Genomic DNA, 24,314 nt, shown 5'->3' on the forward strand with positions numbered 1-24,314 from the left:
CCTTGGGTGCGTCCCACGCACCGAAGGCCACCTTGGGTGCGTCCCACGCACCGAAGGCCACCTTGGGTGCGTCCCACGCACCGAAGGCCACCTTGGGTGCGTCCCACGCACCGAAGGCCACCTTGGGTGCGTCCCACGCACCGAAGGCCACCTTGGGTGCGTCCCACGCACCGAAGGCCACCTTGGGTGCGTCCCACGCACCGAAGGCCACCTTGGGGCGCTGGGGGCCGAAGATGTGGGCCGGAACCGGCTCAGCCTTCTTCCACCGAACGGCGCCGGGCCTCGAAGAGTGCCGTCAGCACCTCGGGTGAGCAGCCCGCCGCCCGAGCTCGTCTTCCCGCCGCCGTCAGCTCGGCCAGCAGGAGGGCGCGCACCGCTGCGCGGGTGGCCTCCGGGAGTCTCGAACTCGGGTCGGTCACCCTCGGCCTCCTCTCCGGCGCACCAGCCTTCTGCTGACGGACACGCCCGTCAGCGCCACCACCGCGGCGGCGGGACCGGGAGCTGCAGGGGGCAGCCGCCGGTGTGGCGGCCCGTCCAGCAGTCCGCCAGCCAGCGGGCCAGCGCGACCGGCCCGAGCAGGCTGTCCTCCCACACCGGCGTCAGCTCGCCCGCCCGGCGCAGCACCGCTTCCGCCGTGCCGCAGAAGGAAACCACCGCCGCGATCGCCGCGTCGGCCCGCTCGGCAGGCCAGGGGACCGCGGCTCGCGGCAGCCGGGCCGGGATGGCCAGGCCGGTGCCGACGGTGCAGTTGCGCGCCAGCTGCACGGCGAGGTCGAACTCGACGGCTTCGGCGTGCCGCTGTCTGGCCCGCCAGCGGGGCGAAGCAGCAGCGGCGTACAGCCCGGCCAGCCGGGCGGCGACCAACCCGTCCCACACCGTCAGAAGCACCGCTCGCGTGTCGGCCGGATGGGCGTCGGCGAGCTCGTGGGTGACAGCGCTGAGCCAGGCACACGGGTCCTTGACTTGACGATCAGCGGTGACGGTCACGGCAGTCAGTTTCCCACCGCCACACCGAAGCAACCCCAAGATGATCATGGTTCACCCGAGGACCACCCGGTCGGTGGCGAACCGTTGGGCCGCGCCGTAACCCGATCGGGCACTTGGCGTGACCGAATCGTCACAGGTGTGTCATCATGTCGGCGCTCAGTGCCGAGCACGCCCTCCGAAAACCCGTTCCCCGAAAGGCCCACGAGTGATCAAGATCAGCAAGAGCCGGGCCGGCACCCAGCGCGTCACCTTCAGCCTCCCGGTCGGCGCGCCGCCCGGCCGGGTGAGCGTCGTCGGCTCGTTCAACGACTGGACGCCCGGCCGCCACCACCTCACCCCGCGGTCCAACGGCCGCCGTTCGGCGTCGGTCGACGTCGCGCCCGGCACGGTCCTGCAGTTCCGCTACCTCGGCGAGGACGGCCACTGGTTCGACGACCCCGACCTGCCCGACCGCGCCGACGGCAACTGCGTCTGCACGACGTCGTAACGGCTCAGCCCCGCCGGCGCCGCTTGCCCGCGCCGCCGCCCCGCCGGGCCGGTTTCGCCGCGGCGGGCTTGCGCTCCGGGCGCTTGCGCTCGACCGGCGCCTGCGGGCGCCCGCGGGTGCTGTTCACCGTCCGGCCGCGGACGATCCCGATGAACTGCTCCATCAGGTCCGTCGTCTCCTCCTCCAGCCACGACAGCGCGACGCTCGACTGCGGCGCGTCCTCGACCGGCCGGTAGGTGAGGTCGCGGCGGTGGTGCAGCCGGGCGAGCGACTGCGGGAGGACGAGCACCCCGACCCCGGCCGCCACCAGCTCGATCGCGTCCGCCGTCGTCTCGGGCCGCGACACCGCGGGACGGCCGGGCCGCGCCGGCCACTCCAGCGTGTCGTCCAGCGGGTGCAGCACGACCTCGTCCGCCAAGTCCACCGTGGACACCTCGTCGGCCGCCGCGACCAGGTGGTCCTTCGGCACCACGACGACCGTCGTCTCGGTGTAGAGCGGGATCGCGTGCAGGCCGTCCCGGTCGATCGGCGACCGCAGCAGCGCCGCGTCGGCCTCCCGGGCGCGCAGCACCCCGGTGGCGTCCGCGGCGGCGACGGGGACGAGGGTCAGCGGCACCTCCGGCACCCGCTCGCCCCAGGTCCGCACCCACTTGGCGGGCGTCGCTCCCGGGACGTACGCGAGCTTGAAAGAGGTCACCGGGTCAGGTTACCGGGAGTGACGCTGGCTACCCTGGACGGCATGACGTCGCACAAGACCGCCCAGACGATGAAGCCCGCGACGGCGGCGAAGAAGCTGGGTGTGTACCTCGAAGCCACCCCCGCGGAGTTCCGGGAGGGCGTGGTCACGCGCGACGAGCTGAACGCGTTGCAGACCGACCCGCCGGAGTGGCTGCGCGAGCTGCGCCGCACGGGCCCGCACCCGCGCCCGGTGGTCGCGGCGAAGCTGGGCGTCTCCATCGGCGGCCTCACCCGCGGCGGGATCACCGAGCCGCTGACGACCGAGCAGATCGACGCGCTGAAGGCGGAGAGCCCGGACTGGCTGGTGCGGGAGCGCGCCACCCAGGCCGAGGTGCGGAAGGAAGCGGTGCGGGTCAAGGAGCAGAACCGCTGACCGCCGCGGACATCTCGGCGGAGGAAGCGGACCGCCTCGACGCCGAAGACGAACTCGCCGCCTTTCGCGACCGGTTCGTCCCGATCACCGATCCCGGCGTCGTCGCCTACCTCGACGGGAACTCGCTCGGCCGTCCGCTGCGGGCCACCGCGGACCGGCTGCAGGAGCTGGTCACCCACGAGTGGGGTGCCCGGCTGATCCGGTCGTGGGACGAACGCTGGCTCACGTTGCCCGAGGAAATCGGGGACGAACTCGGCCGCGTCGCGCTCGGGGCCGCACCGGGGCAGACCATCGTCGCCGACTCGACGTCCGTCTGCCTCTACAAAGCGCTGCGGGCGGCCGTCGCGCTGCGGCCCGGCCGCGACGAGATCGTCACCGACACCGCCAACTTCCCCACCGACCGGTTCCTCGTCGAGAGCGTCGCGGCCGAACTCGGCCTGACCGTCCGGTGGGCCGGCAGCGACGACGTCGCCGCGGTCACCGGGCCGCGGACCGCGGTGGTCACCCTGTCCCATGTGGACTATCGGACGGCCGCGATCACCGACCTCGCCGCCGTCACGCGGCTGGTGCACGAACGCGGCGGCCTCGTCGTCTGGGATCTCTGCCACAGCGTCGGCTCGATCCCCGTCGAGCTCGACGCGGCGGAAGCCGACTTCGCCGTCGGCTGCACGTACAAGTTCCTCAACGCCGGGCCCGGCGCGCCCGCGTTCCTCTACGTCAACGCGCGCCACCACGAGACGTTCGGCCAGCCCATCACCGGTTGGATGGGCGCGGCCGACACCTTCGGCATGGCCGCGGAGTACGTGCCCGCGCCCGGAATCCGGCGGGCGTTGTCGGGCACGCCGCCGGTGCTCGGCATGGTGGGCGTCCAGGAAGGCGTGGCGCTGCTGGCGGAAGCGGGCATCGACCGCGTGCGGGCCAAGGCCGTGGCGCTGGGCCGGTGGGTGCTCGCCCTCGCCGACGCATGGCTCGTCCCGCTCGGGTTCACGGTCGCCTCCCCGCGCGACGACGCCCGCCGCGGCGGGCACGTCACCCTCCGCCACCCGGACGCCGAGCGGCTTTCGCGCGTGCTCATCGAGAACGGCGTGCTCATCGACTTCCGCCGTCCCGACGGCATCCGCATCGGGCTGAGCCCGCTCACCACCGGCTTCGCCGAGGTCCGGCGGGCCATGGAGCGCATCCGCGAGCTCGCCGGCTGACCGGCACCCGCGCCACGCGGTGCTCGGCGCCGCCGGATTTAGTAGCCATGTACTTAGTAGCCATGTACAGTTTCTGACATGAGCACCCCGGGACACCTCGTCTGGCGCCTCTCCACGAAGTGGCGGGTCGCCGTCGACCGCGCGCTCGCCCCGATCGGGCTGACGCACGCGCAGTACGTCTTCCTGTCCTCCCTTTCCGGGCTGGACCGCGCCGGGGCGAGCCCGAGCCAGCGGGAGCTGGCCGACCACACCGGGCTGGAAGCGCTCTACGTCTCCAAGCTCGCCCGCACGCTCGACGCCGACGGGCTCGTCGAGCGCACCCGCGACCCGGCCGACACCCGGACCGTCCGGCTGCGCCTGACCGCGCGCGGGCGCGAGCTGACCGAGCCGGCGATCGCCACCGTGGCCGAGCTGCTCGACCGGCTGCTCGCCCCGCTCGGCGGCCGGCACGGCGAGCGCACGGCGGCGTTGGCGCGCGAGCTCACCGTCCTCCTCGACACCCCGCTGGATCCCTGAAGGGAAAGTCATGCTGCACCACGAAGAAACCGGCGCCGGCGTCCCGATCGTCTTCCTGCACGGCAATCCCGGCTCGTCCTACAGCTGGCGGCACGTCCTCCCGCACGTCGGTCCGGGGCGGCTGCTGGCCCCCGACCTCATCGGCATGGGCCGCTCGCCCAAGCCGGACATCGCCTACACCTTCGCCGACCACGCCGGCCACCTCGACGCCTGGTTCGACGCGCTCGGCCTGGACGAGGCCGTTCTCGTCGGCCACGACTGGGGCGGCGCCCTCGCCTTCGACTGGGCGGCCCGCCACCCCGGCCGGGTCCGCGGGCTGGCGTTCTTCGAAACCATGGTGAAGCCGATGGCCTGGGACGACCTGAGCCCGCAGGCGGCCGAGCGTTCGCGGAAGATCCGCACCCCCGGCGTCGGCGAAGAGATGGTGCTGACCCAGGACCTGTTCATCCGCCAGGCGTTCACCGGCGGCGTGCGCACGCCGGTGGCCGAAGCCGACCTGGCCGCCCACCTTTCCCCGTTCCCGACACCGGAAAGCCGCCGCCCGGTGCTCGCCTGGGCGCGCCAGCTCCCCCTCGGCGGCGACCCGGCCGAGCTGGTCGCGCGCATCGAGGCCTACGACGAGTGGCTGGCGGGCAGCGAGCGCACGCCGAAGCTGCTCATGACGTTCGAAGGCTCACCGACCCTGCTCATCGGCGAGAAGATGGCGCAGTGGTGCGCCGAGCACATCGCGGCGCTGGAGGTCGTCGCCTGCGGGGAGGCCGGGCACCACGCCCAGGAGGACCGCCCGAAGGAGATCGCCGCGGAGATCGCGGGATGGCTGGACCGCCACGGGCTGCGCTAGACGCGGTGCGCGGGGAGACTGACCGGGGTGGGCGCCTTGCCGCGGGCCGCAAAGCCGGTCCGCGACGTCCAGGGCTGCGACTTCCAGACCGCGACCCGCCTACTCTGCGCGTCCGACGGACCCAGCAGCCTCAAGACCTACCGCTTCCACCAGTGACGGAAGGGTCGACACACGTGATTGCGGAGTCGACACACGTGATTGCGGAGTCGACACGCGTGATTGGAGGGACGACACGCCGGGTCTGGTCCGGCTCCGGCGTGTCGTCCTCCTGATCACGCGTGTCGACCTTCGGATCACGCGTGTCGACCTTTGGATCACGCGTGTCGACCTTTGGATCACGCGTGTCGACCTTTGGATCACGCGTGTCGACCCTCGGGTCACGCGAGTTCGGGGTTCAGGGACTCCGATTCGGGGGCCTGGGCCGGGGTGCGGCGGGCTTCGCGGTGTGCGCGGCGGCGTTTCTTGCGGGTCTCGACCATCGTGTAGACATCGGGGCGCTCGGGACCCGCACCCGCGGCCGGCTCGGTGAGTGTCGACGAACCTGCGACGCGCGTCACCAGGTGTGTCGCAGCGGCGGGTCCGCCGGGACCCCGAGGACCCGGGCCACGACCCACGCCAAGGCGTCCGCGGTCCGGGCCGGTGTGTCCGACGGCTGCATCACGTGGCTGAGGACCGCGCGGACGACGAGGTCGATCACCACCGCGATCCGGTCGTCGGCCAGTGGCGGGTGGTACGCCGCGACGCGGGCGGCCAGTACCGTCTTCGCCTGCGTCAGCAGGGCGCTCGCGTCCGTGGTCAGCAGCGGCAGGAGCTCCGGGGCCGTGCCGTGCGTCGCGGAGGCGATCGCGCGCAGCAACGTGTTGTCGTCGGCCAGCTCGAGGACCGCGCGGACCGCGTCGTAGATCGCCTCGACCAGGTCGTCCGGGTGGCGGTCGAACGCGGCGGCGACCACCGACAGGAACCGGTCGAGCTCGTGCGCGACCATCGCTTCGGCCAGCGCGGCCTTGGAACCGATCTCGTTGTACACCGTCTGGCGGCTGACGCCGGCCAGCTCGGCCAGCCGGGCCATCGTGACCGCCGGCCACCCCGACTTCGCCGTCAGCTCGATCGCCGCGGCGATGATCGGCCGCCGGTGCTGACCGCCCTCCGCCGGCACCGGGACCGCCCTGCTCATGGTCGGTATTCTAGATCGTGCCCGCCCCGGGCGGCCCGGCCCGCCCCGGCGCGACGAAGTCGACCTTCTCGCGCACGCCGCAGTCCGGGCAGCACCAGGAGTCCGGGATCACCGCCCACGGCGTGCCGGCCGGGAAGCCCTCCCGCGGATCGCCGCGCCGCTCGTCGTAGACGTACCCGCAGCCGGGGCACATGCCGCCTTCGGTGGCGTCGCCGCGCGTGTCGGCGACCTCGCGCGTGACCGCCGTGACGCGGGTTCCGTAGCGGGCCAGCACCTTCGCGCGCTTGCCCGGCTGGATGTTGGCGCGCGAGATGTCCCCGCCGTAGTGGGCGAGCACCCGCGGGTCCATCACCCGGCGCCACAGCGGCGGGACGAGCGCCAGCACGATCATCCCGGCGTACCCGGTGGGCAGCACGGGCGACTCGGCGAAGTCGCGCAGTGTCTGGTACCGGCGGACCGGGTTGGCGTGGTGGTCGCTGTGCCGCTGCAGGTGGTAGAGCAGGACGTTGGTGGCGATGTTGTTGGAGTTCCAGCTGTGGCTGGGATCGACGCGCTCGTACCGGCGCCGGCCGGGCTCGCCGACCCGCTGCCGCAGCATGCCGTAGTGCTCCATGTAGTTGACCACCTCCAGCAGCGAGAACCCGACGACGGCCTGGATCACGAGGTAGGGCAGGACACCGGCGCCGAGCCACAGCACCATCGCCGCCCACAGCACCGCGGACATCAGCCAGGCGTTGAGCACGTCGTTGCCGAGCCGGTACGGGTGGCGGTCGCGCCGGGCGTAGCGCTTGCGCTCCAGCCGCCACGCCGACTCGAGCGACCCGAAGACCGTCCGCGGCCAGAAGCGGTAGAAGCTTTCGCCGACGCGGCTGCTCGCCGGGTCCTCCGGTGTCGCCACGCGGACGTGGTGGCCGCGGTTGTGCTCGATGTGGAAGTGGCCGTACCAGCTCTGCGCGAGCGCGATCTTCGACAGCCAGCGCTCGTGGCTTTCCTTCTTGTGCCCCAGTTCGTGCGCGGTGTTGATGCCGATCCCGCCGATGCACCCGATGGACACGGCGAGCCCGATCTTGTCCACGACGGCGAGGTCGCCGCGGGCGATCAGCCAGAACGCCGCCGCGAAGCCGAGGTACTGGACCGGCAGGAAGGCGAAGGTGATCCAGCGGTAGTAGCGGTCGTTCTCCAGCCGCGCGATGACGTCGTCGGGCGGATTGCTCCGGTCCAGCCCGGCGACGAGGTCGACGAGGGGCACGACCACGAGGATCACCACCGGCCCGATCCAGAACCAGCCACCCCACCCGGTGGCGGCGTGCAGCCCGATGGCCAGGAACGCCAGCGAGGGCACGACCAGGCCGATCAGCCAGAGGTACCGCTTGCGGTCGCGCCACCGTTCCGTGGAGCCGGCGGGCAGGGTCCCGGTCGCTTCGCTCATCACACCCTCCTTGGCGCCTGAGTGGACAGGATGCTAGAGGATGTACATCAATCTTGACAACATCTCCTTCAATGTAAAGCACGGAAAGCCGCCGCTCATCCGGCAAGGTTGACGCGAGGTGACGCGCAGCTTGCGGGATCCGTACTTCTCGGCACGCCTGTCAAGGCAAGGGCATTGCCCTTCTTTCCCACGCCGCGAACCAGTCCCGGCCGCGAACCGGCGGAATTGACTTTCACCCGTTCGGCCCAGTGATCGGCGTCCCGAATTCACGCACAGCGCCAGTACCTGAGGAAATGCCCGTAATCGCCCCGAAGCACACAGTAAACGCCGTTCGCCGCCGGGCGGACGAGTGTCCGGAAGCCGGGTCGCACCGACCAGGTGTCAGGGGTTCGTGGTAAAAAACGGACCCTGATCGATTCTGCGGCAACACGGAGGGTGAGGCGAAGACGGGTGACGGCGGCCGCTGTGTCCCATCGTCGTGTCCGCTTCCTCGTCCGGGTCCCCTTTCCTCGCCGACCGTCACTCAGGAGTTCGTGAACCGCCGTGCTGAACAAAGACCCCCGGGACGAGTCGGACAAGCCGTACGACAAGTCGATCCGCAAAAGGCTGACCAGGACCGTTCTCATTCCCAGCGTGACACTGCTGGTGCTGTGGATCGCGGTCTCGTCCTACTTCCTCTTCAACGGCGTTTACGTCCGGCTCGTCGCCGCCTCCGTGCGTGAGGTGTCGATCCCGGCCGCCACCGCGCTGGCCGAGTTCCAGAAGGAACGCCAGACCGCGCTGCAGTACCTCGACGACCCCGCCCTCGGCCCGGCCCGGCTCCAGCAGCAGCAGAAAGCCACCGACGAAAAGCTTTCCGCGCTGAAGGACGCCTTCGCCGCGACGATCTCGACCGCGCCGGACGAGATCGCGTCCAAGGTGAACGCGCTGAAGGCGCAGTTCGACCAGCTGCCCGTGCTGCGCTCGCAGATCAGCTTCCGCAGCATCGACCGCGCCCAGGTCAACTCCTACTACAACGGCGTGATGGACACCGCGTCCAACCTCTTCGACACCCAGGCCCGGATCGTCCCCGACGCCGAAGCGGCCACCGGCGGGATCACCGCCACCTCGGTGTTCCGCGCCGGCGACATGATGTCGCGCGAGACGTCGCTGGTGTCGACGGCCTTCTCCGCCGGGACGTTCGCACCGGACGACTTCGCCCAGTTCGCGCAGCTGTCCGGGATCTACCGGACGCAGCTGGCGCAGATCGCGCCGTTCCTCGACCCCGGTGTCCGCCAGCGGTACCAGGCGCTGACCACCGGCACGGCCTGGCGGCAGCTGGCCACCGCCGAAGAAGCGCTGGTCAAGCACGGCCCGTGGTCGACGGGCGAGCAGAACTCCGTGCCGGTGTCCGAAACGGACTGGCAGAACGCGACGAACCAGGTCGCCCAGGGCCTCAACGACCTGGCGATCACTCAGGCGGACAAGGTTTCCGCGGCCGCGATCGACGCCGGGGACGCCCAGCTGCGCAACGTGATCATCGGCAGCATCGTGGCCCTGCTGGCGTCACTGGCCGCGATCATCGTCGCGGTGCGGGTGTCCCGCTCGCTGGTCGACCGCGCCCTCATGACGCGCCTCGCGCGGCTGCGCAACGACTCGCTCGACCTCGCCCGCAACCGGCTGCCGGACATCGTGGAGCGGCTGAAGAGCGGCGAACCCGTCGACCTGAAGGAAGAACTCCCCCGGCTCGACCACGGCCGCGACGAAATCGGGCAGGTGGCGGAGGCGTTCAACGTCGCCCAGCTGACCGCGGTCAACGCGGCGGCCAGTGAGGCCAAGGCCCGCAGCGGTGTGCACAACGTGTTCCTCGGCATCGCCCACCGCAACCAGGTCCTGGTCCACCAGCAGCTGCAGATCCTCGACGAGATGGAAGCGCGCGAGGACGACTCGACGCAGCTGGCGTCGCTGTTCCAGCTCGACCACCTCGCCGCCCGCGCCCGGCGCACCACCGAGAACCTGATCATCCTCGGCGGCAAGCAGCCCGGCCGCCGCTGGCGCAAGCCGGTGCCGCTGATGGAGGTCCTGCGCGCGGCCGTCTCGGAAACCGAGCAGTACGCGCGGGTCCAGGTCGAGCAGGTGCCCGACGTCGCGATCAAGGGCGCCGCCGTGGCCGACACGATCCACCTCGTCGCCGAGCTCGTCGACAACGCGACGTCGTTCTCGCCGCCCGGCTCGCCGGTCGAGGTGACCAGCCGGATGGTCGCGCGCGGTGTCGTCGTCGACGTGTCGGACCAGGGGCTCGGCATGAAGGACGGCGTCCGCGAGTGGGCGAACGCGATGATGGCCGAAGCCCCCGAGTTCGACGCGATGGCGCTGCGGGCCGACTCCAGCCTCGGCCTGTTCGTGGTCGCGCGCCTGGCCGCCCGGCTCGGCATCACCGTCACGTTCGACCCGTCCCGCTACGGCGGCCTGCGCGCCACCGTGCTCCTCCCCACCCAGCACCTGGCCGGCGAGGACGCCGACCAGGCCGACGGCATCGGGTCCACGCCGGCGGAGGACACCGCGGTCCTCGCCCCGGTGGGCGCCCCCGCACCGCAGGCCGCAGAAAGCCCGCTCAACACGATGGACACGCCCAGCTCGTTCAGCGGCCAGATCCCGATGAAGCGGGACACCAAACCGAGGCCGTACCCGGCACGCGCCCTGACCCCGCCCGACGCCCTGCCGTCCGTGCCCGCCGCGGCACCGGAGCCGGCGGTCGTCACACCGGCCACCGAGGTGCAGCCGACCGACGACCGGCCGCGGCTGCCCCGGCGCGAACCCCAGCAGAACCTCGTCGCCCAGCTCGAGGCCGAACCCGACGACAGCGCCGACGACGTCGTGGCGCCGGGCGAAGGCACCGCGCGCACGCTGGCGGCGTTCCACAAGGGCACCCGCCGCGGGCGCGGCGGACCGGACGACATCTCGTAAATCCCCGGCCACACAACGGAAGTCCACACAGGAAAGTCAGGGTCTGAAGTCGAATGAACGAGTACGGGAGCCCCAAACCCGATCTCAACTGGCTGCTCGACGACATGGTCAACCGCGTGGTCGGCGCGCAGAACGCCATCGTGCTGTCCGCCGACGGGCTGCTGATCGGCAAGTCGGCCGGGATGAGCAAGGACGACTCGGACCAGCTTTCGGCCATCGCCTCCAGCCTGCAGAGCCTCGCCAAGGGGGTGAGCAAGCAGTTCAACCGCGGCCCGGTGCTGCAGAACATGATCGAGATGGAGCGCGGTTACCTGTTCGTCTCCGCGGCGGGCCAGGGCGCGTGCCTCGCCGTGCTGGCCGCGGACAACGTCGACGTGGAAATGATCGCGTACGAGATGAGCCGGCTCGTCAAGCGCGTCGGTGACTACATGGCGTCCGCGCCGCGGGAAGCGGCGTCGGTGCTGCGGGAGGCCACATGAGTTCCGACGACGGCTGGTACGACGAGGCCGCCGGGCCGCTGGTCCGGCCATACACGATCACGAGCGGCCGGACGCCGGCCGGCACCGCGCGGCTGGACCTGTCCACCCAGGTGATGACACTGCGGTCGGAGCAGGAGCCGACCGGGCTCGGCCCGGAGCACGTGGCGATCGTGCAGCTGTGCCGCCACCCGGTGTCGATCGCCGAGATCGCCGTCTACGTCAAGATCCCGCTCGGGGTCGTGCGGGTGCTCGTCGGCGACCTGATCGAACGCGGCCTCGTCATCACGCGCTCCCCTGCCCACAACCCGGCGCAGTCGCCGGACCTCGAAACACTCCAGGCGGTTCTCGATGGCCTCATCAAGTACTGACCCCGCGGGGGCGGACATGGTCCCCACGCCGGTCAAGATCATCGTCGCGGGCGGTTTCGGCGCCGGGAAGACCACGATGGTCGGCTCGGTCAGCGAGATCCCGCCGCTGACGACCGAAGAGGTGCTCACCGAGGCGAGCGCCGGTGTCGACGACCTGTCCGGCGTCGAACGGAAGACGACCACGACGGTCGCGCTGGACTTCGGCCGGATCACCATCTCGCCGCGGCACGTGCTGTACCTGTTCGGAACGCCGGGCCAGGCGCGCTTCTGGTTCATGTGGGACGACCTGGCCCGCGGGGCGATCGGGACGATCGTGCTGGTCGACACCCGGCGGCTGGAGACCAGCTTCGCCGCGATCGACTTCTTCGAGCGCCGGAAGATCCCGTTCATCGTCGCGGTGAACTGCTTCGACAACGCGCCGCGCTACACCGCCGACGAGATCCGCGAGGCCCTGGTGGTCCCGGACCGTGTGCCGATCGTCATGTGTGACGCACGCGACCGCGATTCCAGCAAGCTCGCGCTCATCCGGCTCGTCAAGCACGCCATGACGGTGGTGCCGGCCGCCCGGGTCTGAGACCTGCGCGTTGTCCGTTCGTTGTCCGCCTTTGTCTTTTCTGGACATTGCCGGTGTCCGCTGTGGCCCTCCGTGGCTGCGGCGGGCACCGGCGAACCCACATGGCCCAATTGACTGGACCACCCGGGTGCAGACTTTTAGTTGAGCAAGCATCCAACTGATAGCATCCGCTCGTGACGAGTCGCGTGCCGGAGTTTCCTGAATATATAAGGGAAAACTATCCGGCGCAGGGTCGTCTCTTCGGCGACTTCCTGGGTGGACTGTGGTCGTCCGCGTGTGAAGCGCTCGACGTCCCCTTGGAGCAGTCCGTCCGGACCACCCGGCTGCTGCGGGCCCTGCTGCCGCCGTGGGCGCACGAACGAATCGGGAGCGCGCCCGCCCAGCCGTCCTATGTGGCGGACGACGGCTTCCCGGCCGAGATGTCGGTGAACTGGTCGGGCGGTGTCGCCGAGCTCCGGATCCTGTTCGACAGCCTCGGCCACGAGATCGTCTGGCCTGGTGAGAGCGGTTTCCGGGCCCGCCGGTTCGAGCACGTCTCCGAGACGTTCACCCCGCGCGCGGGCCGGCCGTCACCGGCGCCGCTGTGGCACTCGATCGCCTGGCGGCCGCCGTCGGGGTTCGTCCACAAGACCTACTTCGGGCTGTACTCGTGGCCGCACGCGCACCGCGAAACCGCCGTGGCCGAAGCCATGGAACGGCTCGGCATGGCCGCGGCCTGGGAGGACGCCCGCCGTCGTGTCGAATCCGTCGAAGGCGACCGCGAGATCGAGTTCTTCGCGGTCGACCTGGCCGACGAGGCGCACGCCCGGGTGAAGATCTACTACCGCAACCACGACGCCGGCCTCGCCGAGGTCGAGCGCGTCGCCGCGGTGGCGCTGCACCACGACGCCGAGCGGGCGCGAGCCGCCTACCGCGCGCTGGCCGGGGCCGGCGCCGACGCCGGCGAGGCCGCCCTGAGCTGCCTGGCGTTCCGGTCCGGTGTGGACCGGGCCGCGGAGTCCACGACGTACCTGCGGCTGCCCGCACTCGCCCCGGACGACCGTGAAGCCGTGGAGCGCACGGCCGCGCTGCTGCACGCCCAAGGCGTGGACCCCGGCCGGTTCCGCGCCGTCGCCGCCGCGCTGGCCCCGGGGCCGCTGGCCGGCAGCCGGGGTGTCCTGGAGCTGGTGAGCTTCCGCGCGGCCGGCCGGACCGGCGACGTGACGACGTACTTCCGGCTCCCCGTCTACGAGCGGCCGCCGCCCGCTCCCCTTTCGCCCGTCGATCTCGGGTGAGGATGTTTCCGCGCAGCACCACCTCAAAGGAGCAGATCGTGACCGAGCAGGACGTCGAGCGCGTCGCCCGCCACAACGAGCAGCGGCAGCGGGAGTACGAGGCGTCGGACCTGATCCGGCTGCTGACCGACGAGCACACCACGGCCGAGACGAAGAAAGCGGTGCTCACCTACCTCCAGCCGTGGTCGAACGCCTTCCAGCGGATGATCAGCGCCCGGGTGACCTTCGAGAGCGACCCGGAGCTGCGCGCGCTCGCGTGCGAACACCAGGCGGAAGAGGTCGGGCACGACAAGATCCTGGCCCGCAGCCGCGCGGACGACCGGGAGCTGGTCTGGGACCCGGTCATCGAGATGGGCGCGTCCTGGTTCGTCGACCAGTTCGCGATCCTGCCCGGCGTGCAGCGCGCGGCCCTGGCGCACCTGGCCCTCGAGGCCGGCAGCCTGGTGTTCAGCCAGGCGGGCACGAAAGCGTTCTCCGACGACGAGTACTTCGAGCTGCACGACGAAGCCGACGTCGAGCACCTAGAAATGGGGTACGACGTCCTGCGGCGGCGCACCGACTGGACGCCGGAAGCGGTGATCGAGGTGCTGGACCGGGCGTGGCAGGTGATCGGGGTGGTCTCCGACCGCATCGCCGAGTGCGCCCGCCGCGACACCGTGGCGGCATGACGACCACCGAGGCGCGTGAGATCGCCGTCGAAGCCGCCGGTGCCTACCGGGAAGCGTTGGGAGAGCGCCTGATCGGCGCGTACCTGCTGGGCAGCCTGGCCTACGGCGGCTACTCCCCGGCGGCGAGCGACATCGACGTGGCCCTCGTGCTCACCGACGCCGGCGACCGGTCTCCGGTCGAAGCCACGACAGAGGCGCTGCAGCAGCGAAGCCCGTTGCACCGCAAGCTTTCGGTGTTCTGGGCCTCCCTCCCGGCGTTGCGCGAAGGTCGCGACGACGGCCGCTTCCCGGCCCTGGACCGCCTCCAGCTGGCCGACGAGGGCCGCCTGCTCCTCGGCGACGACGTCCGCGCGGAGGTCGCCCGCCCGCCGGCGGCGGAGCTGCTGCTGGAGAGCGCGGGCTTCGCGATCGCGGTCCTGGCCACGGACGAGGTGACGGCGGAGTTCCGTTCGCCGAAGCGGCTGCTGGCGGACAAGGTGTGGTTCACGAAGGCGGTGCTGTTCCCGGTGCGCTTCCTGTATTCGGGAACGACCCCGACGGGCCGCGCGGCGAACAACGACGAAGCGATCGAGTGGTACCTGACCCGGCCGGCGGCACCGGCGGCGTCCCTGGTGCGGCTGGCACAGCGGGTCCGCGAGGGCCATCCGCTGGACCCGGCGGAGGTGGAGCCGGAACTGGCGGCGGGGCTGGTTCCGTTGTACCGGCACTACATCGAGGCGGAGACCCGCCGTCTGCGGGAGTCGGGCGCCCCGGAGGACCTGATCACCGCGTTCGCCGACTGGGAGAAGCGGCTGGGGTGAGGCGGGTCCGGCGGTGTGCGGGGAAGCACACCGCCGGAGCCCCTCAGTGGATCTGGACGTTACCGCCGTCGAGCGTCTGGCCGTAGCCCCCCGAATAGCCGGTCGCCAGCAGCAGCTCGAACCGGTCCGCCCGCCCGGGTTCACCCGCGTCGACGAGGTGGAGCCGGAAGCCCGTCGCGGTCCCGTTCAGCACGACGTGCCCGAACACGTAGGCGTCCGGTCCGGAGACCGAGATCCCGGTGATGTCCGAGGTGTGCAGGTCGATGCCGTTGCCGTGGTCGTTGTATTCGAGCGTGCCGCGCGGGCCCTCCTTGCGCTGCACGAACTCGAACCCGGCGGTCGCGACACCCCCGGGCACGAGGATCCGGACCCCGCCGGTGATCTTGCCCGGCTGGGAGGTGACGAACGGCGGAGCGACGGGTGCCGTCCCGCACTCGGGGACGGTCACCGTCTTGACGATGGCGAACTTCCCGTCCAGCGAGGTGAGATCCGGATCGGTGGTGAAGACGCCGTCCGGCAGGACCAGCGTCAGCCGGTAGGTGCCGGGCAGGAGCCCGCCGACGGTCGCGGTGCCCGACGCGCTGCGCGGGGCAGGCGGATCGTTCGCGAGGACACCCGGCACGCTCACCTCGTCGACCCGGACGGCGACGCCGTCCGGAGCGGTGACCGCGATGGAGCCGAGGCAGACGTTGCCGAAGTCGACGCCCCCGGCCACCTGGCCGCTGGCGACGGTGACCGTCGTGCTCCCGGAGGCGGGCGTCGTCCGGCGCCACCCGGGCTGCTGGCGTTCACGGACGGTGTAGGTTCCCGGGCGCAGGCCGGTGAAGCCGTATCCGCCGTCGGCCCCGGTGACCGCGGTGGTGCCGTTGTCCAGGTCGAACGTCCAGTTCGCCAGCCCGGGATCGCCGGTTCCGCTGCCGTCGGCCCCGTGGTCGTCGAACTTCCGGCCCCCGATCGTCGCCGGCCGGTAGTTCCCGAAGTCGTTCCCATCGAAGTGCGCCGGCCCCACGCCGTACCCGACGGTCACGGGCGCGGGAGCGTGCGAGGAGACCCAGCCGGGCTGCGGACGTTCCGCCAGGGTGTACGTCCCGGCCCCGACCGGCATGGTGTCGGCGTCGAGGGAGAACGCGTAGGCACCACCGGCATCGGTGACGGCCGTCGCGACCACCGTCCCGTTGTAGGACAGGTCGATCGTCCAGCCGGGCAGAGCCGGTTCCGTCCCCTGCCGGACGCCGTCGCCGTTGACGTCCTCGTACTTCGTCCCGCTGATCACCGGGATCGGGCCGGCGCCGCCGCGGTTCCAGTTGCCGCAGGCCACACCGATGAACGAGCCGTTCCAGGCTTTGACGTGGATCTGCCCGGCGCCGATCTCCTCGTCGATCGGCTGGCTACCGGGCCGGACGTCGGTGCAGAGACCGCCGGTGTTCCCAACGCACCTGGTCCAAAGGTCGTGGGGCCGGTCGATCGCCACGATCGGCGCCCAGACCATGAAGTTGCGGTCGAAACCGCCCTTCGAACCGTAGAACGCGGCGACCGCGGGCTGCGCGAACTGCTCGGCGGAGATGGCGTTCCCCGCACCGACGTCGTAGATGTAGGTGGATCGGAAGGTGCTGGTGGTGATCATCGCCTGTTCGTCGGGCCAGAGCACGTCCGCCGACGCTGCCGGCGCGAAGCCGCAAACGGCGAGCACGGCCACCGAGAACACCACCAACGGGATGCGGAGCACCCCGGAGATTCTTCGCATGGGTCAACCCTTCCCCTGGCACGCCAGGATCCTGCTCCGCCGCGGCCGGGGACGAGCCGTCGTGCACCGCCGTTTGCGGTGCGCAGCCAGGGTCGCGCCGCGCCGGCTTCCCGTTACGGGAACCGGCGCCTTTCCCCCTCAGCGCAACGTCAGCGGCGTCTCCGCCGTCACCCGGGTGAGCTTCTCCGGGTTCCGCACGAAGTACAGCCCGCTGATCCGGCCGCCCTCCACGCGGACCGCCATGATGCCGTCGAAGGCTCCGTCCACGTGCAACGCCAACGCCGGGTTGCCGTTCACCGTCACCGGGGCGCCGGTCACGGCCAGCGCCGTCTTGCCGATGCCGCCGATGATGAAGCGTGTCACCTTGTCCGCTCCGGTCACCGGGCGCAGGGCCGCCTGCTTCACCCCGCCGCCGTCGCTCAGCAGCACCACGTCCGGGGCCAGCAGATCCAGCAGTCCCTGCAGGTGCTGGCCCTCCAGTGCCCGCTGGAACGACTCCAGCACCGCCCGCGTCTCGCGCGCCGAAACCGCCTCGCGCGGCCGGCGCGCGGCCACGTGGCGGCGGGCGCGGTGGGCGATCTGGCGGACCGCCGCCGGGCTCTTGCCCACCGCTTCGGCGATTTCGTCGTAGCCGACCTCGAACACCTCGCGCAGCACGAACACCGCGCGTTCGGTCGGCGCCAGCGTCTCCAGGACCAACATGAGCGCCATCGACACGCTCTCCGCCAGCTCGACGTCCTCGGCGACGTCCGGGGTGGTGAGCAGCGGCTCGGGCAGCCACGGCCCGACGTACGCCTCCTTGCGGCGCTGCATCGTGCGCAGCCGGTTCAGCGACAGCCGGGTCGTGATGCGGACCAGGTACGCGCGCTCGTCGCGCACCTCCGCCAGGTCGACCTCGGCCCAGCGCAGCCACGTCTCCTGGAGGACGTCCTCCGCGTCGGCCGCCGAGCCCAGCATCTCGTAGGCGACGGTGAACAGCAGGTTCCGGTGGGCGACGAACGCCTCGGTCGGATCGCTCATGACGGCTCCCTCGTTCACGCGGTGAACCGCACGTGCGTGATCATCGCACCCACCATCGGCAACAGGGCCAGCTCCACCGGATTCTCCCTTCCCACGGTGTCCGGCCCTCAAGACACCGCCGGGCGGAAACCTGTGACACGTTGCTTCTGTACCTACTGGTATGTACAGTCTGCTCCCATGGGAACCCGGGACCAGCTCGTCGACAGCGCCCGCGAGCTGCTGTGGGAACGCGGCTACGTCGGCACCAGCCCCAAGGCCATCCAGCAGCGGGCGGGCGCGGGTCAGGGCAGCATGTACCACCACTTCGCCGGCAAGAAGGACCTCGCGCTGGCCGCCGTCCGGCGCAGCGCCGAAGAACTCCTGGCCGCCGCGGAGGCGCAGCTGCGCACGCCCGGCACCGCCGTCGAACGCATCACCGCCTACCTGCGGCGCGAACGCGAAGTGCTCAAGGGCTGCCCCATCGGCCGCCTCGCCCAGGATCCCGACGTCGTCGCCGACCCCGTCCTGCGCGCCCCGGTGGACGAGACCCTCACCCGGCTGCGCGCCCGGCTGGCCGAAGTCCTCGCCGAGGGCCGGGACGCGGGCGAGCTGCCCGCGGCACCGGACACCGCCGCGCTGGCCGCCACGATCGTCGCCGTCCTGCAGGGCGGCTACGTGCTCGCCCGCGCCGCGAACACCTCCGAACCGTTCGACCAGGCCGTTTCCGGCGTGCTCGCCCTGCTCACCGCCCGCTGACCCCCGCTGAAACCTCGAGGAGACCTCGCCGTGCACGTCCGCCACGTTCCGTCCACCAGCGTGCCCGCGCCCGCCGAAGCCGTCACCGGCCGCGCGTGGATCACCTCGCTCGCCGTCCCCGAAGGCCCGTCCCGCACCCGGGTCGACCGCGTGCAGTTCGCTCCCGGCGCCCGCACCCGCTGGCACCGCCACCCGCTCGGGCAGGTCCTCGTCGTCACCGAAGGCACCGGCTACGTCCAGCGCCGCGGTGGCCCGGCCCAGCTGATCCGGCCGGGCGACACGGTCCGCGTCGCCGCCGGCGAGTGGCACTGGCACGGCGCCACCGACACGACGCCGATGACCCACCTGGCCATCGAGGAACTGCCCGCCGACGGCACGCCCACCGAGCTCGGCGACGCGGTGGGCGAAGGCGAGCCCGCGGCCGTCCCGGCGATCACCCGCACGCTGCTGCTGGACCAGCAGCTCCCGGCGCCCCGCGTCATCGATCACGTCGAAATCCGCCGGATCACCATCGCCCCGGGCGAACACCTCGGCCGGCACGTCCACAACGGACCCGTGTTCGGCAGCATCGAAACGGGTTCGGCCGTTTACCAAATCGAAGGCGGGACCGAAACCGTGCTCACCCCCGGCGACGTCTTCCACGAGCCCGAATCGGCGCGGATCGCCCGGTTCGACCCCGAAGGCGACGGCGTCACGTTCCTCGCCTACTTCCCGGTCGGGCCGGGGGAAACACCGAGCCTGACCATGCTGGACGACTGACCCGCACTCCACGCTCCACTCGAGTACACGGCTCCCGGTTCATCGCGGTTCACCACATTTCCGAACTCTTTCCTCACAGACAAAGCACTGGACAACGGGACGCGCGCGGGTCACGATTACGCCGTGCCCGCCACCCGTTGATCCCCCGGAAAGAATCGGTGGACGCTCCACGACGCGGACATTGTTATCGCTAACAGCGAACTGCTCCACTGGTGTCGGGCCAGTGGACTGTCTCTCCGCCTTCGAACCCCACGGAGTCACGTCATGCCCGGAAACGCGGGAAAGCACCGCATCTCCCGACGAACCAAGATCGCCACCGGCGTCCTCGCACTGGCCGTGGCCGCCGGCGGCATCGCGGTGTCGACGACGTTCGGCACTCCCGGCCAGGCCAGCGCGGACCCGGCCGACCCGGCGCTCTACATCGACATCCTCAAGGTCCCGCCGAACAACCGGGAGCCGGCGAACTCGCGCGGCGCGTCCACCGGCACCTTCACCGTGGACTGCGGCCGCAACGAGAACCAGCACTTCAACCCGGACAACTTCGTCGCCCAGCCCGGAATCCACAACGGCGCGCAGCACCTGCACGACTACGTCGGCAACCTTTCGTCGAACGCGGACTCCAACAACAAGAGCCTCGAAGCCGCCGGGACCACCTGCAAGAACGGGGACAAGTCCGCCTACTTCTGGCCGGTCGTCCGCATCGACACCAGTGACGACGAGAAGAACCCGCCGGCGAAGTCGCCGGACGGCGACCGGGGCCAAGCGGCCCGGGACGGCGCCTCGCCGGTCATCACCTGCCCGGACGTCGCCAGCCGGCTCCCCGACGTCCCCGACTCGGCGATGGCCGAGGTGAACCGCAACCTCGACCTGCTCGACACGCAGATCGACGAGGCCAACAAGCGGCTGATCAGCACCCGCGGCCAGGGCGGCCCGAACTTCGTCCAGAACGCCATCCTCGGTCCCCTCGAGGACAAACGCGTCGCCACCATCGACCGCATCGCGATCGCCATCGGCCGCACCACCGCGCGCCCCCAGGGCCTCGACGTCCTCGCCCCCTGCGCGCTCAAGGAGCAGGCCGGCACCGGCGGCAACCCCGCGGGCAACGGCGGCGGCGCCCCCGGCGGCGCGGCCCAGCAGATCAGCTGCCCGGACGTCGCGGGCAAGCTCCCCGCCGTCCCGGCGTCGGCCAAGGCCGAAGTGGACCGCAACCTGCAGCTGCTGACCACCCAGCTGCAGGAGGCGAACCAGCGGCTCATCAGCACGCAGGGTCAGGGCGGCCCCAACTTCGTCCAAAACGCCATCCTCGGTCCCCTCAAGGACAAACGCGTCGCCACCATCGACCGGATGGCCATCGCCATCGGCCGCACCGCCGCGCGCCCGCAGGGCCTCGACGCCCTCGCCCCCTGCACCCTCGGCCAGGCGGCGGGCACCGGTGGCGCGACGACGGCACCGCCGCTGCCCGGCCCGGACGCCAACAACGAACTGCCGGACAACGACGGCCGGATCCAGCGGCCGGCCAAGGTCGGCATCACCTTCCGCGGCAGCGCGGCGGGCAAGGTCACCGCGATGCCGAAGTTCCTGCGCGCCCTCAGCGGCGACGCCAAGCCGTCGATCAACGGCACCAAGAACACCCGGGCCGCGTGGACCTGCACCGGCTTCGAGAACCGGCTGACCGACAAGTACCCGATCTGCCCCGAAGGCAGCAAGGTGGAGCGGATCCACGACTTCCCGAGCTGCTGGGACGGGAAGAACACCGACAGCGCCAACCACCGCACGCACATCGTGTTCCCGGACGCGGCCGGGCGCTGCGCGGCCGGGTTCAAGGCGGTGCCGCAGCTGCGGACCACGCTCGTCTACGACATCCCGCACGACATCCAGGTCAAGAAGCAGTACAAAGTGGACTCGTTCCCGTCCGAAGAGCACAACCCGCTGTCCGACCACGACGACTTCGCGAACGTGATGTCGCAGAGCATCATGAACCAGGTCGTCAACTGCATCAACCGCAACAAGAGCTGCACCGCCTGACCCGCCCGCGGGTGCCCGCCGCGGACGGCGGCGGGTACCCGCGAGGAGACACGATGACGGTCCCGATCGTTCCGGGGTTCCACCCCGACCCGTCGATCTGCCGGGTCGGCGACACGTACTACCTGGCGAACTCGAGCTTCGAGTACGTGCCGGGCGTCCCGATCCGGCGCAGCACCGACCTCGTCTCCTGGGAGCTGGTGGGGCACGCGCTGACCCGGCCGAGCCAGCTGCCGCCGAGCGAGGGCGCGGCGAACACCGGCGTCTTCGCGCCGACACTGCGCCACCACGACGGCCGCTTCCACCTGGTCACCACGGACATCCCGCGGCCGGGCCACCTCATCGTGACGGCGGAGGACCCGGCCGGGCCGTGGTCCGACCCGGTCCGCGTGCCCGGCACCGACGGCATCGACCCCGACCTCTGCTGGGACGACGCCGGCGTCTGCCACCTCACGTGGACGTCGTTCGACCCGGAGCGCCCGGGCATCACCAGCGTGCCGGTCGACCCGGCCACGGGAGCGGTGCTCGCCGAGCCGCGGCTGCTGTGGAACGGCACCGGCCTGGCCGCGCCGGAGGGCCCGCACCTGTACCGCGTCGACGGCTGGTGGTACCTGCTGCTCGCCGAAGGGGGCACCGAACGCGGCCACGCCGTCACCGTCGCGCGCGCCCGGACGCTGGACGGGCCCTACGAGCCCGCGCCGTCGAACCCGGTCCTGACCCACCGCAGCACCACGCACCCGGTGCAGAACACCGGGCACGCCGACCTGGTCGAGCGGCCCGACGGCAGCTGGGCGATGGTCTACCTCGGCGTCCGCCCGCGGGGCAAGACACCGCAGTTCCACGTCAACGGCCGCGAGACCTTCCTCGCCGGCGTCGACTGGGTGGACGGCTGGCCGGTCGTGGCCGAGGACCGGTTCCCGGTCGAGCCCGCCGACCACGGCTTCACGGACGGTTTCGCGGGCCCGCAGCTGCACCCGCGGTGGGTGGCACCCGGCGCCGGGCCGGAGACCTTCACCCGCTGGGCGGCGCCGGGCGAGCTGGTCCTCACCGCCGGGCGTCCCCTGCTGACGCGGGCGCTCGACGAGTACTGGACGGCGGTGGCGCGCCTCGACGTCTCGCGGGGCACCGCGGCGGTCGTCGTGCGCATCGACGACCGGCACTGGTACGGCCTCACCGCCGACGGCCGGACGGTCACGGCCACCCTCGCCATCGGCCCGGCTCGCCAGGTCGTCACCACCGTCCCCGCCGGTCCCCTGGTGTCCCTGCGGATCCGGGCGCGGCGGCCGGGTCCTTCGGGACCGCTCCACGAGGTCACCGAGCCGGACCTCGTCGAACTGTCCGTGCTGGGCGAGGACGACCGGGCGCAGGTACTCGGCGCGGTCGACGGGCGCTACCTGTCCACGGAGGTGGCCGCCGGCTTCACCGGCCGCATGATCGGCGTCGAAGTCCTCGACGGAACCGTGACCCTGCGCGAATTCCGGTACGCGACCGGCGGCTGAGTCAGTCCAGCGCGGCCCGCTTGCGCAGCAGGACCGAACGTTCCTGCTCGTTGGCGCACAGCCGCGCCGCCAGGTCCAGCTCGGCACGCGCCTCCGGGCGACGGCCGAGGCGGGCCAGCAGCTCCCCGCGCACGGCCGGGACCAGGTGCGAACCGGAGAGCCGGTCGGAGACGACCAGGTCGTCCACGATGGCCAGCGCCTCCGCCGGCCCCGAGGCCATGGCCACGGCGACGGCCCGGTTGAGCTCGACCACCGGCGAGGGCGCGACCCGGCCCAGTGCCTCGTACAGCACCACGATCCGGTCCCAGTCGGTCGCCTCGACCGAGGGCGCCGCCGCGTGCGTGGCCGCGATCGCGGCCTGCAGGCCGTACGGGCCGAGGCCGCCCGCGGCGGCGGCCGCGGCCAGCGCCGCCAGCCCGCGGTGGACGGCCGAGACGTCCCAGCGGCCCCGGTCCTGGTCCGCCAGCAGGATCGGCGAACCGTCGGGGGCGGTCCGGGCGGGGAAGCGCGCGGCCGTCAGCTCGAACAACGCGAGCAGGCCGTGCACCTCCGGCTCGTCCGGCAGCAGAGCGGCCAGGGTGCGGGCGAGCCGGATCGCCTCGTACGCCACCTCGGGCCGCACCAGCCGGTCACCCGAGGTGGCCGTGGACCCCTCGGTGAAGACCACGTAAACGACGCTGAGCACGCCGCCCAGCCGCTCCCGGCGTTCGGCGGGCGGCGGCAGCTCGAACGGCACCCCGGCGGCCGCGATCGCCTTCTTCCCGCGGGTGATGCGCGCCTGCACGGTCGGCACGGGGACCAGGAAGGCCCGGGCGATCTCCTGGCTGGACAGGCCGGCGACGACCCGCAGGGTCAGCGCCACCCGCGCCTCGGGCGAGAGCACCGGGTGGCAGCTGATGAACATGAGCGCGAGGACGTCGTCGCCGATCCGGTCGGGATCGACCTCGTCGGCCACCGCCTCCCGGGCCGCGTCGGCGGCCAGCACGGCGTAGCGGTCCCGGAGGACGGCCCGGCGGCGGATGACGTCGATCGCCCGCCGCCGGGCCGTGGCCATCAGCCAGCCGGCCGGATCGGCCGGCGGGGTGCGCGGCCACGCCACGAGCGCCTCGGCCACCGCCTCCTGGGCCGCGTCCTCGGCCAGCCCGAAATCCCCGGTGAACCGGGTCATCGCGGCGACGATCCGCGCCGACTCGATCCGCCAGACGGCTTCGACGTCGACGGTGCTCACGACGGTGCTCACTGCGACGGTGCTCACTGCGGGGTTTCGTCGCTGCCGGGCACCCGCCGCACCTCGACCTTGGCCCCGGGCGCGGCGGGCACCCGCTTGGCCCACTCGACGGCCTCTTCCTTCGAAGCGACGTCGATCAGGAAGAAGCCGCCGAAGAGCTCCTTGGTTTCGCCGTACGGCCCGTCCGTGACCACGGGCGTCTCCCCGCCGAAGTCGACGACGACCCCGGTGGCGGGATCGTCGAGCCCTTCGGCGGCGACGTAGACACCGGCCTTGAACAGGTCTTCGATGAACCGGCGGCTGGTGGCCATCATTTCGTCGATGTCCGCCATCATGGCCGCGTTCGACTCGTCGGTCCCCCGCATGATCAGCATGTATTTCGGCAACTCGGGTCTCCTCCTCCGGCGGGCCGCCTTCCGGCCCCTGCGCCCCCAGGTCGAACGGGCGGCGCGCG

27 protein-coding genes are annotated in these 24,314 nt (G+C 71.7%); 16 read left to right on the plus strand and 11 right to left on the minus strand.

Annotated features, from left to right (window positions below):
• The 3 genes from ACLJOU_RS20895 to ACLJOU_RS20905 all read right to left on the minus strand — a co-directional run.
• Positions 1-211, minus strand: a 211-nt coding sequence (locus ACLJOU_RS20895) for a hypothetical protein (RefSeq protein WP_410569338.1), incomplete at its 3' end; no start/stop codon positions are given.
• Positions 212-251: 40 nt separating this feature from the next.
• Entirely contained in the window at positions 252-419 is a 168-nt protein-coding gene (locus ACLJOU_RS20900) for a hypothetical protein (protein WP_410569339.1), read from the minus strand.
• A 49-nt stretch (positions 420-468) separates the two neighbouring features.
• Positions 469-987 carry a hypothetical protein gene (locus tag ACLJOU_RS20905; protein ID WP_410569340.1) on the minus strand — a complete coding sequence of 173 codons (519 nt, stop codon included), beginning with the start codon at positions 985-987 and terminating at the stop codon, positions 469-471.
• A 205-nt stretch (positions 988-1,192) separates the two neighbouring features.
• Between ACLJOU_RS20905 and ACLJOU_RS20910 the strand changes: the two genes are divergently transcribed.
• A complete protein-coding gene (locus tag ACLJOU_RS20910) occupies positions 1,193-1,474 on the plus strand; it encodes an isoamylase (protein ID WP_043776227.1) in 282 nt (93 codons plus the stop codon).
• A gap of 4 nt (positions 1,475-1,478) precedes the next feature.
• Here the strand turns inward: ACLJOU_RS20910 and ACLJOU_RS20915 are convergent, their stop codons facing one another.
• Positions 1,479-2,171 carry a LysR substrate-binding domain-containing protein gene (locus ACLJOU_RS20915; protein ID WP_410569341.1) on the minus strand — a complete coding sequence of 231 codons (693 nt, stop codon included), beginning with the start codon at positions 2,169-2,171 and terminating at the stop codon, positions 1,479-1,481.
• 42 nt (positions 2,172-2,213) lie between these two features.
• On the opposite strand from ACLJOU_RS20915, the gene ACLJOU_RS20920 reads away from it, so the two are divergent.
• The 4 genes from ACLJOU_RS20920 (at position 2,214) to ACLJOU_RS20935 (ending at position 5,141) form a co-directional block, all read left to right on the plus strand.
• Positions 2,214-2,585, plus strand: coding sequence for a DUF5997 family protein (locus ACLJOU_RS20920; RefSeq protein WP_410569342.1), 372 nt, complete (start codon positions 2,214-2,216; stop codon positions 2,583-2,585).
• Positions 2,582-3,784 (plus strand): kynureninase, encoded by a 1,203-nt coding sequence (locus ACLJOU_RS20925; protein ID WP_410569680.1) that lies wholly within the window; start codon positions 2,582-2,584, stop codon positions 3,782-3,784. Before ACLJOU_RS20920 ends, ACLJOU_RS20925 begins: the two co-directional genes overlap by 4 nt.
• Positions 3,785-3,862: 78 nt before the next feature.
• Positions 3,863-4,300, plus strand: coding sequence for a MarR family winged helix-turn-helix transcriptional regulator (locus ACLJOU_RS20930; protein ID WP_410569343.1), 438 nt, complete (start codon positions 3,863-3,865; stop codon positions 4,298-4,300).
• A 10-nt stretch (positions 4,301-4,310) separates the two neighbouring features.
• Positions 4,311-5,141 carry a haloalkane dehalogenase gene (locus ACLJOU_RS20935; protein ID WP_410569344.1) on the plus strand — a complete coding sequence of 277 codons (831 nt, stop codon included), beginning with the start codon at positions 4,311-4,313 and terminating at the stop codon, positions 5,139-5,141.
• Between the two features lie 377 nt (positions 5,142-5,518).
• On the opposite strand, the gene ACLJOU_RS20940 is transcribed toward ACLJOU_RS20935, so the two are convergent.
• The 3 genes from ACLJOU_RS20940 to ACLJOU_RS20950 are packed head-to-tail and all read right to left on the minus strand — an operon-like array spanning position 5,519 to position 7,744.
• Positions 5,519-5,698: a hypothetical protein gene (locus tag ACLJOU_RS20940; RefSeq protein WP_410569345.1), complete on the minus strand. Its 180-nt coding sequence runs from the start codon at positions 5,696-5,698 to the stop codon at positions 5,519-5,521.
• Positions 5,695-6,324, minus strand: a complete 630-nt coding sequence (locus ACLJOU_RS20945; RefSeq protein ID WP_410569681.1) for a TetR family transcriptional regulator — start codon at positions 6,322-6,324, stop codon at positions 5,695-5,697. Before ACLJOU_RS20945 ends, ACLJOU_RS20940 begins: the two co-directional genes overlap by 4 nt.
• Before the next feature lies 1 nt (position 6,325).
• Complete coding sequence (locus tag ACLJOU_RS20950) at positions 6,326-7,744, minus strand: fatty acid desaturase (RefSeq protein ID WP_410569346.1); 1,419 nt, start codon at positions 7,742-7,744, stop codon at positions 6,326-6,328.
• Positions 7,745-8,287: 543 nt separating this feature from the next.
• On the opposite strand from ACLJOU_RS20950, the gene ACLJOU_RS20955 reads away from it, so the two are divergent.
• The 7 genes from ACLJOU_RS20955 (at position 8,288) to ACLJOU_RS20985 (ending at position 14,853) form a co-directional block, all read left to right on the plus strand.
• Entirely contained in the window at positions 8,288-10,690 is a 2,403-nt protein-coding gene (locus tag ACLJOU_RS20955; RefSeq protein ID WP_410569347.1) for a nitrate- and nitrite sensing domain-containing protein, read from the plus strand.
• 53 nt (positions 10,691-10,743) lie between these two features.
• Positions 10,744-11,169 carry a roadblock/LC7 domain-containing protein gene (locus ACLJOU_RS20960; protein WP_013228184.1) on the plus strand — a complete coding sequence of 142 codons (426 nt, stop codon included), beginning with the start codon at positions 10,744-10,746 and terminating at the stop codon, positions 11,167-11,169.
• The gene (locus tag ACLJOU_RS20965; RefSeq protein ID WP_410569348.1) at positions 11,166-11,537 is read left to right on the plus strand and encodes a DUF742 domain-containing protein; all 372 of its coding nucleotides are present in this window, start codon (positions 11,166-11,168) and stop codon (positions 11,535-11,537) included. Before ACLJOU_RS20960 ends, ACLJOU_RS20965 begins: the two co-directional genes overlap by 4 nt.
• A gap of 16 nt (positions 11,538-11,553) precedes the next feature.
• Entirely contained in the window at positions 11,554-12,111 is a 558-nt protein-coding gene (locus tag ACLJOU_RS20970) for a GTP-binding protein (RefSeq protein ID WP_410569349.1), read from the plus strand.
• A 173-nt stretch (positions 12,112-12,284) separates the two neighbouring features.
• On the plus strand, positions 12,285-13,385 hold the full coding sequence (locus ACLJOU_RS20975; protein ID WP_410569350.1) for a hypothetical protein: 1,101 nt from the start codon (positions 12,285-12,287) through the stop codon (positions 13,383-13,385).
• A gap of 38 nt (positions 13,386-13,423) precedes the next feature.
• Complete coding sequence (locus ACLJOU_RS20980) at positions 13,424-14,053, plus strand: hypothetical protein (RefSeq protein WP_410569351.1); 630 nt, start codon at positions 13,424-13,426, stop codon at positions 14,051-14,053.
• The gene (locus tag ACLJOU_RS20985) at positions 14,050-14,853 is read left to right on the plus strand and encodes a hypothetical protein (RefSeq protein WP_410569352.1); all 804 of its coding nucleotides are present in this window, start codon (positions 14,050-14,052) and stop codon (positions 14,851-14,853) included. The genes ACLJOU_RS20980 and ACLJOU_RS20985 overlap by 4 nt, the downstream gene beginning before the upstream one ends.
• A 43-nt stretch (positions 14,854-14,896) precedes the next feature.
• Here ACLJOU_RS20985 and ACLJOU_RS20990 read toward each other — a convergent pair whose 3' ends face one another.
• Entirely contained in the window at positions 14,897-16,597 is a 1,701-nt protein-coding gene (locus tag ACLJOU_RS20990; RefSeq protein ID WP_410569353.1) for a post-COAP-1 domain-containing protein, read from the minus strand.
• A 138-nt stretch (positions 16,598-16,735) separates the two neighbouring features.
• Positions 16,736-17,617 carry an RNA polymerase sigma-70 factor gene (locus tag ACLJOU_RS20995; RefSeq protein ID WP_410569354.1) on the minus strand — a complete coding sequence of 294 codons (882 nt, stop codon included), beginning with the start codon at positions 17,615-17,617 and terminating at the stop codon, positions 16,736-16,738.
• A 177-nt stretch (positions 17,618-17,794) separates the two neighbouring features.
• On the opposite strand from ACLJOU_RS20995, the gene ACLJOU_RS21000 reads away from it, so the two are divergent.
• From ACLJOU_RS21000 to ACLJOU_RS21015, 4 genes are all read left to right on the plus strand, one after another.
• Positions 17,795-18,352: a TetR/AcrR family transcriptional regulator gene (locus ACLJOU_RS21000; RefSeq protein ID WP_410569355.1), complete on the plus strand. Its 558-nt coding sequence runs from the start codon at positions 17,795-17,797 to the stop codon at positions 18,350-18,352.
• A 30-nt stretch (positions 18,353-18,382) separates the two neighbouring features.
• Positions 18,383-19,111: a cupin domain-containing protein gene (locus tag ACLJOU_RS21005; protein WP_410569356.1), complete on the plus strand. Its 729-nt coding sequence runs from the start codon at positions 18,383-18,385 to the stop codon at positions 19,109-19,111.
• Between the two features lie 264 nt (positions 19,112-19,375).
• Complete coding sequence (locus ACLJOU_RS21010; protein WP_410569357.1) at positions 19,376-21,136, plus strand: DUF1996 domain-containing protein; 1,761 nt, start codon at positions 19,376-19,378, stop codon at positions 21,134-21,136.
• Between the two features lie 53 nt (positions 21,137-21,189).
• The gene (locus tag ACLJOU_RS21015) at positions 21,190-22,632 is read left to right on the plus strand and encodes a family 43 glycosylhydrolase (RefSeq protein ID WP_410569358.1); all 1,443 of its coding nucleotides are present in this window, start codon (positions 21,190-21,192) and stop codon (positions 22,630-22,632) included.
• A gap of 1 nt (position 22,633) precedes the next feature.
• Here ACLJOU_RS21015 and ACLJOU_RS21020 read toward each other — a convergent pair whose 3' ends face one another.
• Both ACLJOU_RS21020 and ACLJOU_RS21025 read right to left on the minus strand, forming a co-directional pair.
• On the minus strand, positions 22,634-23,872 hold the full coding sequence (locus ACLJOU_RS21020; RefSeq protein ID WP_410569359.1) for an RNA polymerase sigma factor: 1,239 nt from the start codon (positions 23,870-23,872) through the stop codon (positions 22,634-22,636).
• Positions 23,873-23,883: 11 nt separating this feature from the next.
• Entirely contained in the window at positions 23,884-24,246 is a 363-nt protein-coding gene (locus ACLJOU_RS21025; RefSeq protein WP_410569360.1) for a YciI family protein, read from the minus strand.
• Positions 24,247-24,314 lie beyond the last annotated feature (68 nt).

Origin of the sequence: Amycolatopsis sp. cmx-4-61 (assembly GCF_046548775.1) — a bacterium.
Lineage (GTDB): Bacteria > Actinomycetota > Actinomycetes > Mycobacteriales > Pseudonocardiaceae > Amycolatopsis.

Excerpts from the sequence above, each read along its gene's own strand:
- ACLJOU_RS20920 (WP_410569342.1), top strand. The coding sequence starts at position 2,214 with ATGACGTCGCACAAGACCGCCCAGACGATGAAGCCCGCGACGGCGGCG.
- ACLJOU_RS20930 (WP_410569343.1), top strand. The coding sequence starts at position 3,863 with ATGAGCACCCCGGGACACCTCGTCTGGCGCCTCTCCACGAAGTGGCGG.
- ACLJOU_RS20935 (WP_410569344.1), top strand. The coding sequence starts at position 4,311 with ATGCTGCACCACGAAGAAACCGGCGCCGGCGTCCCGATCGTCTTCCTG.
- ACLJOU_RS20950 (WP_410569346.1), bottom strand. The coding sequence starts at position 7,744 with ATGAGCGAAGCGACCGGGACCCTGCCCGCCGGCTCCACGGAACGGTGG.
- ACLJOU_RS20960 (WP_013228184.1), top strand. The coding sequence starts at position 10,744 with ATGAACGAGTACGGGAGCCCCAAACCCGATCTCAACTGGCTGCTCGAC.
- ACLJOU_RS20965 (WP_410569348.1), top strand. The coding sequence starts at position 11,166 with ATGAGTTCCGACGACGGCTGGTACGACGAGGCCGCCGGGCCGCTGGTC.
- ACLJOU_RS20970 (WP_410569349.1), top strand. The coding sequence starts at position 11,554 with ATGGTCCCCACGCCGGTCAAGATCATCGTCGCGGGCGGTTTCGGCGCC.
- ACLJOU_RS20985 (WP_410569352.1), top strand. The coding sequence starts at position 14,050 with ATGACGACCACCGAGGCGCGTGAGATCGCCGTCGAAGCCGCCGGTGCC.
- ACLJOU_RS20990 (WP_410569353.1), bottom strand. The coding sequence starts at position 16,597 with ATGCGAAGAATCTCCGGGGTGCTCCGCATCCCGTTGGTGGTGTTCTCG.
- ACLJOU_RS20995 (WP_410569354.1), bottom strand. The coding sequence starts at position 17,617 with ATGAGCGATCCGACCGAGGCGTTCGTCGCCCACCGGAACCTGCTGTTC.
- ACLJOU_RS21000 (WP_410569355.1), top strand. The coding sequence starts at position 17,795 with ATGGGAACCCGGGACCAGCTCGTCGACAGCGCCCGCGAGCTGCTGTGG.
- ACLJOU_RS21010 (WP_410569357.1), top strand. The coding sequence starts at position 19,376 with ATGCCCGGAAACGCGGGAAAGCACCGCATCTCCCGACGAACCAAGATC.
- ACLJOU_RS21015 (WP_410569358.1), top strand. The coding sequence starts at position 21,190 with ATGACGGTCCCGATCGTTCCGGGGTTCCACCCCGACCCGTCGATCTGC.